The following is an 11711-nucleotide window of genomic DNA, read 5'->3' on the forward strand; positions in this document are numbered from 1 at the left end:
GTGCCTTCATTTTAGCCTGTGACAGGAAGATATCAACGGGTTGTGCATTTGATATTCACGACAAAGTCCCGTCGAAAGCGCTTTGATGGACGGATGATACACCCGTTACGTGAGGCATTCAGTTCAGCGGCGGCAAAGCTGGAATGTGAAAAGGTTCATCGGGCTGCACACACTGTGCCAAATCTAATCATGTTGATATTATAATCAATTTTCAAGATACAAGGGCTTACGGCAGTTTTTACTAGCTTAATAGTCAGAGCTTTATTTAATTGGAAAGATTATTCGGTGAAATTTGATGCCATACCCGTAAGGTTTAAAGCATCGTAGAAATTGATCTCATCACCTTCCTTGTGTATGCTCGTTATCCAAGAGTAGGTACTAGCGACTTGCTCTCTAAATTATCAAACGTAGCCTCTATTTGCGTGTGTAGCGAGATCACCAAGATCAAAATACACAATTCTATGAATCGGATAGAATAACGTTTTTGACAAAAAAACGTTAATTATGAAAAGTCTGTCAAAAGCTTTGAAGCCCACGGTTAGTGGGCTTCGTCTATTTCCGCCTTAAGAAAACGTGATCAAGCCGGATTTGGAATATCGATAAAAGTGACATCCAACCCATGATTATCAGCCAACCATTCACCCAACGCCTTAATACCATAACGTTCAGTGGCATGATGACCCGCAGCATAAAAATGCAGCCCCATTTCACGGGCGATATGAACCGTCTGTTCTGACACTTCACCGGTAATGAAAGCATCAACACCAAATTCAGTCGCCTGTTGAATAAAACTCTGACCACCGCCGGTACACCAGGCAAGAGTACGAATCTCCGCAGGCGCATTGTCACCGACATGAAACGCTTTGCGACCAAGCGCCTGTTCAATACGTGAAGTTAACTCAAACGGTGTTATCGGCTGTTCAAATTCCCCATGCGGCACGAATGCATCAATTAATCCAACAACTTTCGCGCCGATCTGATGGGCCAATTGCACGTTATTTCCCAATGATGGGTGGGCATCAAGGGGCAGATGATAACCATATAAATTTATATCATTACAGAGCAGCGTTTTCAGGCGATTATGTTTCATACCACGAATCACTGCTGGCTCATTTTTCCAAAAATAGCCATGATGAACGATAATGGCATCAGCCTGATGACGAACCGCTTCATCCAATAAAGCCTGACAAGCAGTAACGCCAGTAACAACCCGCTGAATATGAGCACGCCCTTCAACTTGTAAACCATTGGGGGCATAATCCTGAAACTCGTCAATTTTCAGTTCTCGATTAATCACATTTTCCAGCTCAATATTACGCATCATATTCGTCCTGTGTATTGATTGTATGGCAATAATATACCGTTACCTGCCTCCAATTGTCAGTTGTCAACTACTTCTGACTGCCATAACCTGCTCTGATTGTTTTAACCATAGGGGTTTATCGCTGGTTTTTACCCATATGCGATACAAATAACTGTAAAAGCGGACGCGATCACGACGAAACAACATCACCGGTAATGCCAGGATACCGAAAGTGACAGCGCCAATACGGCGTACAAGAACCTGATACCAAGGATACTCACGATATGAAGACATATTAGTCCTCCTTAAAATGATCCCACTTTTCCGTAGAATCTTAAAAATAATCAATCTGTAAATTGTTTAAAATTTTATCGCAAGAAATGAAAATTTACCACTTAATCAGATCGCTTTTAAGCCGTTATTATCGCTATATTTTCTATTTTATGTAATTTTATTACACAAAATAGAGTAAAGATGTAATATTACAAACAAATTATGAACATTTAATTAACGATCAGTGAAAATGTTATTAATAGCAATAAGAGTCAATTTTTTCACAATCCTTGATTCTACTCCTGTCATCATTGGCTCCACTCTGCTCAAGGAATGGATTGGACTCAATAGATAATCCCATTGCCTACAGATAACAATATAGGCATGTGAAAATACCCTTCTGATTCTGGAAATAGAAGCTGAGATTGCCAATAGAAAATTTTCATTGATAATTATTATATGAGCACGGAAAAATGAGGTAAGCTTTTGAAGCATACTATTTTTCCAGAATGATCGTGGATTAACTATAACAGGTAATAGGAGGAAAGATGAAGATATTAACCATCATGTTATTGATATTAATAACAAATATTTCAGGTTGCGTCTCCAAAAAACATTCTTTTTCTATTGACTATAAAGCAAATGGCGAAACTTTTCATTTGACTCCATTATGCATAGAGGAAATCACCCCGAAAAAAGGGGATAATTACTATTCCATTTTCATCAAGGTAAAAAACAACTCTCATTGCAGTAAACCATTTAATCTCCTTATAAAGAAAAACGTAGGAAAAAAACTATCTGTTTTCTTTAATAATAAACCAATATTGAAAAATACCAATATAATTACGCCAATGCATGTCGAAAATGGCTTCTATCAGACAATAGACTCAAAGACAACATTTGAAGAAATAGTCAACTCTTTAAATTGACGAAAATCCATGGCTTATTTTTCCCGAAAAAAAGCCATAGGTTAATTAAGTATTTTTTAAAAAAATTAATATATAGAGTATTTTTTTGCTAAATACTAATAATCATATTAATACTCAACAGTGCTTAAATCTTTTACCATAATATTAAACTTTCCTATAAATGTATCTTCTGCTGAAAAAGGGAAACACGGTAGTAGTACTAAACGGAGTAGTACTAAACGGGATAGCCTTTGACTGCTGCCCCTCTTAACACCCTTTTATTGTCATTTTTATACTTTTTTTACACATCCCCTCACTCTTTTATCAGCTTCTTTGCACCTCCTTCCCTAATCTTTAATTCATCCAAGTTTTCAGGAGATAAGCAGTGAGCATATTCTTCATTTCCGGCACGTTATTAGTAGCTCTGTTACTGGTTTATCTGATTTATGCGCTACTCCATGCGGAGGATTTTTAAATGGCAGCATCCGCTTTTTTATTGATCGCCAGTTTCTTACTGATTTTGATGGTACTGGCAAAACCACTCGGAAATGTTATCGCCAACATGATCGACGATAATATTCCACATGGGCTGACTAAAGCAGAATCTGGCCTTTGGCGTTGCTGTGGCTTACAGAAACCCGGCGGCACAGTCAAAGAAATGAACTGGTGGCAATACGCATTAGCCATCATTATTTTTAATCTGACTGGACTATTACTGCTATTCACGCTTTTAGTCACACAACAAGCGCTTCCCCTTAACCCTGAACATTTCCCAGGACTCAAATGGGACCTGGCGCTGAATACAGCCGTCAGCTTTATCACCAATACTGATTGGCAGGCATACAATGGAGAAAACACACTAAGTTACTTTAGCCAAATGACAGGTCTCACCGTGCAGAACTTTCTTTCTGCGGCGACCGGTATTGCAGTAGCATTCGCACTGATACGCGCATTTTCCCGTCATGGCGTCAAAACCGTAGGAAATGCCTGGGTTGATATCACACGTATCACACTTTATCTGCTGTTACCGCTGTCTATGATTATCACGCTAGTTTTTGTCAGTCAGGGCGTGATTCAGAATTTCGAACCATATCAATTAGCCCATACCATTGAAGGCCAACAGCAATTAATCCCAATGGGCCCCGTCGCCTCGCAGGAAGCCATCAAATTATTGGGAACCAATGGCGGTGGATTCTTTGGTGCTAACTCATCACACCCCTTTGAAAATCCAACCGCTATCAGCAACTTCATTCAAATACTGTCTATCTTCTTGATCCCTTGCGCACTCTGTTTTGCTTTTGGGCAAGTGGTTGGCGATAACCGTCAAGGGCACGCTCTATTGTGGGCAATGAGCATCATCTTTGTCATTGCCGCCGTAGGCGTCATGTATGCCGAACTGAAAGGAAATCCCCATTTCAGTCTGTTAGGCGCCAACAGTAATATCAATATGGAAGGTAAAGAGAATCGCTTTGGCATCCTCGCAACCTCAATTTATGCGGTAGTAACAACCGCCGCTTCCTGTGGAGCAGTCAATGCTATGCATGATTCTTTCACTGCGCTTGGCGGCATGATCCCAATGTGGTTGATACAAATTGGCGAAGTGGTGTTTGGCGGTGTGGGTTCCGGTTTATACGGTATGTTACTGTTCGTTCTGCTGACCGTTTTTATCGCCGGTTTAATGATAGGCCGTGCGCCTGAATATCTCGGTAAAAAAATTGAAGTATTCGAGATAAAAATGGTGGCGCTGGCGATTTTGGTTACCCCTACGCTGGCTCTTTTAGGAACAGCGCTTGCCATATCCACCACCAGTGGACGTGCCGGTATTTTGAACCCCGGCGCTCACGGTTTCAGTGAAGTGCTCTATGCCCTCTCCTCCGCTGCCAACAATAATGGCAGTGCTTTTTCGGGCCTCAGTACCAACAGTATGTTCTACAACCTGTTACTAGCCATCATCTTATTTTTAGGTCGCTTTGGCATGATCCTGCCAGTGCTTGCTATTGCCGGTTCTTTGGTCGTAAAAAAACGCCAGCCTGCCAGCAACGGTACACTCCCCACCTACAGCACACTGTTCATCAGTCTATTGATTTTGACCATCATGCTAATCGGTGCGTTGACTTTTATTCCGGCTCTAATCCTTGGCCCGGTAATTGAACATTTACAAATCTGGCTAATGGCCCGATAAGAGCCAAAGAGAGGAATATCATGACAAACAAGCAACAGACATTATTCGAGCCCGCTTTAATTCGTAATGCCCTGATTGATTCAGTCAAAAAATGTCATCCGGCCGCACAATGGCGTAACCCAGTGATGTTTGTCGTCTATCTAGGCAGTGGGTTAACCACCATTTTATGGATCGCTATGCTAGCAGGTCAATTCAAGGGAAATGCGTTATTCACCGGCAGCATTGCCTTATGGCTGTGGTTTACTGTGCTATTCGCTAACTTTGCCGAAGCGCTGGCAGAAGGCAGAAGCAAAGCTCAGGCGGCCAGCCTTAAAGGGGTAAGGAAAACCAATTGGGCGACTAAACTCACCTCAACCAATCGTAATGCAGCCAGAGAGAAAGTTCCTTCTGACAGCCTGCGCAAAGGGGATATCGTCATTATTGAAGCCGGTGAAACTATCCCTTGCGATGGTGAAGTTATCGAAGGCGGCGCTTCGGTTGACGAAAGTGCAATCACCGGAGAATCTGCCCCAGTTATCCGCGAATCTGGCGGTGATTTTTCCTCTGTGACTGGCGGCACACATGTACTATCTGACTGGCTGGTGGTCGAATGTTCAGTTAATCCCGGTGAAACTTTTCTTGACCGCATGATTTCAATGGTGGAAGGAGCTAAACGTCGTAAAACCCCAAACGAAATCGCACTGACTATCCTATTAACGGCTCTGACAATCATTTTTCTATTGGTATGTGCCACCCTGCTGCCATTTTCAATATTCAGCGTGGAAACTAACCAATCTGGTCAACCTATCACCGTCACGGTATTGATAGCGTTATTAGTCTGTCTTATTCCTACCACTATTGGTGGTTTACTTTCTGCAATTGGTGTTGCAGGCATGAGCCGCATGCTAGGCGCGAATGTTATTGCCACCAGCGGACGAGCCGTTGAAGCGGCGGGTGATGTGGATGTGCTGCTACTGGATAAAACCGGTACCATCACCTTGGGGAATCGCCAAGCATCCCAATTTTTACCTGTTCCCGGCGTGACGGAACAACAGTTGGCAGATGCCGCCCAACTCTCTTCTTTAGCCGATGAAACACCAGAAGGCCGCAGCATTGTCATTCTGGCAAAACAGCGATTCAATCTGCGTGAACGTGATCTGCGCTCACTGAACGCGACTTTTGTGCCTTTCTCCGCCATGACTCGAATGAGCGGCGTTAATGTGGAAAACCGTATGATCCGCAAAGGTGCCGTCGATGCCATCCGCCGCCATATTGAAGTCAATCACGGAAAATTCCCAGAAGCTGTGGAAATTTTGGTACAGACAGTGGCACGTAAAGGGGGTACCCCGCTGGTTGTCGCAGAAAATCAGCAAGTCCTTGGAGTTGTCGCACTGAAAGATATTGTCAAAGGCGGCATTAAAGAACGATTCAGTGAAATGCGTCGTATGGGAATCAAGACCGTTATGATTACCGGCGATAACCGTCTGACTGCGGCCGCAATTGCCGCAGAAGCCGGAGTAGATGATTTTCTGGCAGAAGCTACCCCCGAAGCCAAACTGGCGCTGATCCGCCAATATCAATCCGAAGGTCGTCTGGTCGCTATGACAGGCGATGGCACTAATGATGCCCCTGCACTTGCTCAGGCCGATGTTGCTGTTGCTATGAATTCAGGCACTCAGGCAGCCAAAGAAGCCGGCAATATGGTGGATTTGGATTCCAACCCAACCAAACTGATTGAAGTCGTCCACATTGGTAAACAGATGTTGATGACACGTGGTTCTCTGACCACATTCAGTATCGCCAATGATATCGCAAAATATTTTGCCATTATCCCGGCGGCGTTTGCTGTCACTTATCCGCAATTAAATATCTTGAATATTATGCATCTGCACTCTCCCTCCTCGGCGGTTTTATCGACAGTTATCTTTAACGCACTGATCATTATTTTCTTGATCCCATTGGCTCTAAAAGGTGTGAGCTATCGGCCAATGAATGCCTTGTCGCTCTTACGCCGCAACCTGTGGATTTACGGTTTGGGTGGTCTGATAGCGCCTTTCATCGGCATCAAACTGATAGATATGTTGCTGACTTTGCTGATACTTAAATAAAGGTGATGAAAATGATTTGGTTACGTTCTTCTGTTGTGTTGTTGATATTTCTGACACTGATTACCGGCGTAGCTTATCCATTGCTGGCGACAGGTTTGTCAGAGTTGCTGTTTCCTTATCAAGCACAAGGCTCTATGGTAAAACACGATGGTCAAACCGTTGGCTCTGAACTGATTGGTCAACCGTTCACTAAAGCGATCTATTTTCAGGGACGCCCTTCCGCTACCGTAGATTATCCCTATAACACAATGGCCTCTGGCGGCAGCGATTTAGCGACTTCCAACCCGATATTGGATGATGAAATCAAACGCAGAGTTGAGCAACTGCGTCAATTTAACCGCCAACCAGACATTCCTGTGCCGGTTGATCTAGTAACCGCATCCGCTAGCGGCCTTGATCCCCATATTTCACCCGCAGCCGCTGACTTTCAAGCCCAGCGGGTCGCTGAGGCACGCCGTTTACCGGTTAAAGTGATAAAGCAATTAATCAGGGATAATATTGAGCCGCCACCATCGGAATTCCTCGGTGAGCCAGTGATTAATGTGTTAAAACTTAATTTTGCCCTTGATAATTTGCAAAAGAAAAAACAGTAAGGCTGGAATATGGATCAACACGAACCACAGCGCCCTGACCCTGATGAATTACTGACGCTGGTTAATGAGAAACAGCGCGGTAAATTAAAAATATTTTTCGGTGCCTGCGCTGGCGTGGGAAAAACCTATGCCATGCTGCAAGAAGCGCAAAGATTGCGCGCCCAAGGGCTGGATGTGGTTATCGGCGTAGTAGAAACTCATGAGCGGCAGGGAACTGCCGCTTTACTTGCTGGCCTGCCGCAACTGCCCCTTAAACAGATCCACTACCGACGGCGCAGAATCACCGCCTTTGATCTTGATGCTGCCATTGCCCGCCACCCGGCCATCATTTTGATGGATGAATTAGCATTCAGTAATCCCCACGCCAGCCGTCATCCCAAACGCTGGCAAGACGTTGAAGAGTTGCTTGAGGCTGGCATAGATGTACTAACTACCATCAACGTTCAGCATCTGGAAAGCCTCAATGATGTTGTGGGTGATATTACGGGTATCCGGGTCAGGGAAACCGTCCCTGATCATATCTTTGATCAGGCGAATGAAATTGTCCTGGTTGATCTGCCTCCAGATGATCTGCGCCAGCGACTCAATGAAGGTAAAGTCTATATCCCTAGCCAGGCTGAACGCGCCATTGAACATTTTTTTCGCAAAGGTAATTTGATTGCATTACGGGAACTGGCTTTACGTCGTACAGCCGATCGCGTTGATGATCAAATGCGGGCTTTCCGCGACACACAAGGGCATGAACCGGTCTGGCATACCCGTGATAATCTTTTGCTATGCATTGGTAACAGCTCAGGTAATGAAAAACTCATTCGCACGGCCGCTCGCCTTGCCGCCCGATTAGGTTGTATCTGGCATGCAATCTATGTTGAAACCCCAAAACTGTACCAATTACCCGAAGGTAAACGGCGCACTATTTTAAAAGCACTCAGATTAGCCCATGAATTGGGCGCTGAAACCGCGACACTTTCCGATTCAAACAAAGAAAAAGCGGTATTACGTTATGCCAGAGAGCATAACCTCGGCAAAATTCTGATAGGCCGTCGCTGTACATCCAAACAGAAGCTATTTGGCTGGCAATGGCGTCCAAGTTTTGCTGACCGACTGGGAAAACTGGGGCCAGATTTAGATCTGGTCATTGTCGCATTAGAAGAACGCAGACAATCAGATAAAGAGCAGGACAACCGCTCTGTCAGTGAAAAATGGCGAGCACAGGTTCAAGGTTGTCTGATCGCCATTGCGCTCTGCACACTGATCACCCTATTCTCCCGAACGTTTTTACTGACCCTCGATAAAGCCAATCTTGTCACGCTTTATCTGCTTGGCGTCGTTATCATTGCGCTATTTTACGGACGCCGGCCATCAATATTTGCCGCTTTTATTAATGTCATTAGCTTCGATATCTTCTTTGTACAGCCTCACTGGTCCCTTGCTGTTACCGATATGCAGTACCTGCTAACTTTTAGTGTCATGCTGATAGTGGGTGTCGTCGTCGGAAACCTAACCGCGGGCATGAGATATCAGGCGCGAATTGCCCGTTACCGCGAACAACGAACCCGCAATCTCTATGAAATGACTCGTGAACTAAGCCGGGCATTGAATGAAGAAGATATTGCCCGCACCAGCTACCATTTTCTTACTAATGGTTTTCAGGCTAAAACTGGCCTCTTTTTACCCAATAAGGATGGCAACTTATATCAACTGACGACAAATAATGGCGGCCATATGCTGATTGATGACGCTATTGCAAAATGGAGTTTTGATAAAAATCTGCCGGCCGGGGCGGGAACAGATACTCTACCTAGCGTACCTTACCAACTACAACCTATCGCCACACCTTCTCAGACACTGGCTGTATTGGCTATTGAACCATCCTATTTGCGCCAGTTACTGATCCCTGAACAACAGCGATTACTGCAAACATTTACCGGCCTGATCGCCAATGCACTGGAAAGATTGCAACTCTCGCGCCGGGCAGAATCCGCTAAACTGGATACAGAGCGGGAGCAGTTACGTAACTCGCTTCTGGCAGCTTTATCCCATGATCTACGCACACCGCTGACAGTTCTATTCGGACAAGCGGAAATCCTGATGCTGGATTTATCCGCTGAAGGCTCGCCACACACCAAACAGGTGAATCAGATCCGCCAACAAATTCTCAGCACTTCCCGTCTGGTTAACAATTTACTGGACATGGCGCGTATCCAATCGGGAGGAATTCAGCTCAATCTGGAATGGCAATCGCTGGAAGAGATCGTCGGCAGTACCTTGCGTTCGCTGGAATATGCGCTCAATCGTCATCCAGTCGCGGTTTCCCTACCATCCGATTTACTGTTGCATTGCGATGCCAGTTTACTGGAACGGGTATTTATCAACCTGTTGGAAAACGCAATCAAATATACCGATGAGCAAACACCGCTGGGCATTAAAGCGATAACAGAAAAAAATCAAATTCATATTGAAGTTTGGGATGCAGGTAAAGGCATTCCGCCGGAACAAGAACAGTTAATTTTCGATAAATTCTCCCGCGCTCGCAAAGAATCTGCGATTCCGGGCGTGGGCCTTGGATTAGCAATTTGCCGGGCAATCATTGAACTCCACCAAGGAAAGATTTGGGCGGCCAATAACGAAAAAGGTGGAGCAAGTTTTCACTTTGTTTTACCGTTAGAAAAACCACCAGAAATTGAAGAGATGACTGAGGAGATGTAACCATTACCAGCAATAACACCATTTTGATTATTGAAGATGAAAAAGAGATCCGACGCTTTGTCCGGCTAGCGTTGGAAGGCGAAGGCTATCGCGTATTTGACAGTGATACGCTGAAACGGGGCCTGATTGAAGCAGGAACTCGTAAACCTGATTTAATTATTCTTGATCTGGGTTTGCCGGATGGTGACGGTATTAATCTGATCCGTGACTTGCGCCAATGGAGTTCAATTCCCGTTATTGTTCTCTCTGCCCGTGATAAAGAAGCGGATAAAGTTGCGGCATTGGATGTTGGCGCCGATGACTATCTGAGTAAACCTTTTGGCATCAGTGAACTATTGGCAAGAGTCCGGGTTGCCTTACGTCGTTTTGCCAGAACTAATAAAGAAGAATCGATCGTCCATTTTTCTGATGTGGTTGTCGATCTGGTTAACCGCCGAATTACCAAAAATGATGAAGAACTGCATCTCACCCCGATTGAATTCCGGTTGCTAGGCGAATTATTAGCAAATAGCGGCAAAGTACTCACCCAACGCCAATTACTCAACCAAGTTTGGGGTCCTAATTATGTTGAACACAACCATTACTTACGGATTTATATGGGGCATTTACGGCAAAAATTGGAAACCGACCCAACCAGACCAAAACATTTATTGACTGAAACCGGTATTGGTTATCGATTTATGCCTTAATACCTGAGGCTGACCACGAACAACGTTTCAGATAAAAACGTTGCTCGAACCTCAGGCAATTAACACCCTTATTTTAAAGAAATTCAGCTCAGACAATTACAGAATACAACTACTCGCCTGACACATATTCTCAGATAAATAATGGGCGACAGACTCCTCACCGCAAGAACCAATAATATCGGCACCCGGAAGAGCTTGTTTCACCCTATTATGCGCCGTTCCCATTATGACCCCTTTAGCGACGGTTGAAAGCATTTCCACATCATTCATACCATCACCAAACGCAATCGTTTTATCAATTGGGATACCAAGAAACCCAGCGAGTTGAATTAAAGCTTGCCCCTTCGAAACACCACTACCCATTACCTCCAGACACCAAGGGAATGAAAAAGCGACATTAATATTATCAGAAAAGAGATCAATTAAATGACGTTCTAATTTAACCAATGCATCATGATCTCTACTCTTATGAATGAAGAAAACTTTTTCAACCGCATCACAAGGCATTTCATCAACATGCTTCAATATTGGATTGAAATTATCATTCTGACTAAAATCGCTAAAATTATGCTTTACTTCACTGGTTAGCCATTGAGTGCCACAATACATATTGATCACTAAGTCATTATCCGCCTGAGTTGCTTCAATCACTCTTTTTACTACGTGACTTGGCAAATGTTGGCTAATATCCAGGTTCTTACAAGCACTGGTTAATCTAGCGCCATTCGACGTAATCAAATGCACAGGGATATCAAAATCACCAATAATGGAATTTACATCAGCATGATGTCTACCCGTTGCAAATACGATCTGCTTTCCCATACTTGATAAATCAGTAAGCACCTTGCGGGTAAACTTACCAATTGTATCTCCTTGAAGTAGAAGCGTCCCATCGAGATCTGTGGCAATGAGATTATACATAGAGCGTTCCAGTATTTAGTTATACCCGTCATCTTTCAAGCTGCCT

Annotated in this window: 10 protein-coding genes and 1 pseudogene; 8 read left to right on the forward strand and 3 right to left on the reverse strand. The window is 44.2% G+C overall.

Annotated elements, in window-relative coordinates; all coding sequences use genetic code 11:
* Positions 1-39: 39 nt before the first annotated feature.
* Positions 40-150 (forward strand): annotated as a pseudogene (locus TI10_RS26650) (IS200/IS605 family transposase); the annotation flags it as partial.
* Between the two features lie 427 nt (positions 151-577).
* Here TI10_RS26650 and TI10_RS11745 read toward each other — a convergent pair.
* Positions 578-1321 (reverse strand): type 2 GTP cyclohydrolase I, encoded by a 744-nt coding sequence (locus TI10_RS11745; protein WP_049583544.1) that lies wholly within the window; start codon positions 1319-1321, stop codon positions 578-580.
* Between the two features lie 66 nt (positions 1322-1387).
* Positions 1388-1597 (reverse strand): YbfA family protein, encoded by a 210-nt coding sequence (locus TI10_RS11750; protein WP_049583546.1) that lies wholly within the window; start codon positions 1595-1597, stop codon positions 1388-1390.
* A gap of 527 nt (positions 1598-2124) precedes the next feature.
* Between TI10_RS11750 and TI10_RS11760 the strand changes: the two genes are divergently transcribed.
* The 7 genes from TI10_RS11760 (at position 2125) to kdpE (ending at position 10744) form a co-directional block, all read left to right on the forward strand.
* Entirely contained in the window at positions 2125-2505 is a 381-nt protein-coding gene (locus TI10_RS11760; RefSeq protein ID WP_049583548.1) for a hypothetical protein, read from the forward strand.
* Between the two features lie 364 nt (positions 2506-2869).
* Positions 2870-2959 (forward strand): K(+)-transporting ATPase subunit F, encoded by a 90-nt coding sequence (gene kdpF / locus TI10_RS11765; RefSeq protein ID WP_049583549.1) that lies wholly within the window; start codon positions 2870-2872, stop codon positions 2957-2959.
* Complete coding sequence (gene kdpA, locus TI10_RS11770; protein ID WP_049583550.1) at positions 2960-4666, forward strand: potassium-transporting ATPase subunit KdpA; 1707 nt, start codon at positions 2960-2962, stop codon at positions 4664-4666.
* A 20-nt stretch (positions 4667-4686) separates the two neighbouring features.
* The gene (kdpB, locus tag TI10_RS11775) at positions 4687-6753 is read left to right on the forward strand and encodes a potassium-transporting ATPase subunit KdpB (protein ID WP_049583551.1); all 2067 of its coding nucleotides are present in this window, start codon (positions 4687-4689) and stop codon (positions 6751-6753) included.
* Between the two features lie 11 nt (positions 6754-6764).
* Complete coding sequence (kdpC, locus tag TI10_RS11780) at positions 6765-7346, forward strand: potassium-transporting ATPase subunit KdpC (RefSeq protein WP_049583552.1); 582 nt, start codon at positions 6765-6767, stop codon at positions 7344-7346.
* Between the two features lie 9 nt (positions 7347-7355).
* Complete coding sequence (gene kdpD / locus TI10_RS11785; RefSeq protein WP_049583553.1) at positions 7356-10055, forward strand: two-component system sensor histidine kinase KdpD; 2700 nt, start codon at positions 7356-7358, stop codon at positions 10053-10055.
* A 23-nt stretch (positions 10056-10078) separates the two neighbouring features.
* Complete coding sequence (gene kdpE, locus TI10_RS11790; RefSeq protein WP_175445347.1) at positions 10079-10744, forward strand: two-component system response regulator KdpE; 666 nt, start codon at positions 10079-10081, stop codon at positions 10742-10744.
* A 96-nt stretch (positions 10745-10840) separates the two neighbouring features.
* Here kdpE and TI10_RS11795 read toward each other — a convergent pair whose 3' ends face one another.
* Positions 10841-11665: a Cof-type HAD-IIB family hydrolase gene (locus TI10_RS11795; protein ID WP_049583555.1), complete on the reverse strand. Its 825-nt coding sequence runs from the start codon at positions 11663-11665 to the stop codon at positions 10841-10843.
* Positions 11666-11711 lie beyond the last annotated feature (46 nt).

The organism is Photorhabdus luminescens subsp. luminescens, from assembly GCF_001083805.1.
GTDB lineage: Bacteria > Pseudomonadota > Gammaproteobacteria > Enterobacterales > Enterobacteriaceae > Photorhabdus > Photorhabdus luminescens.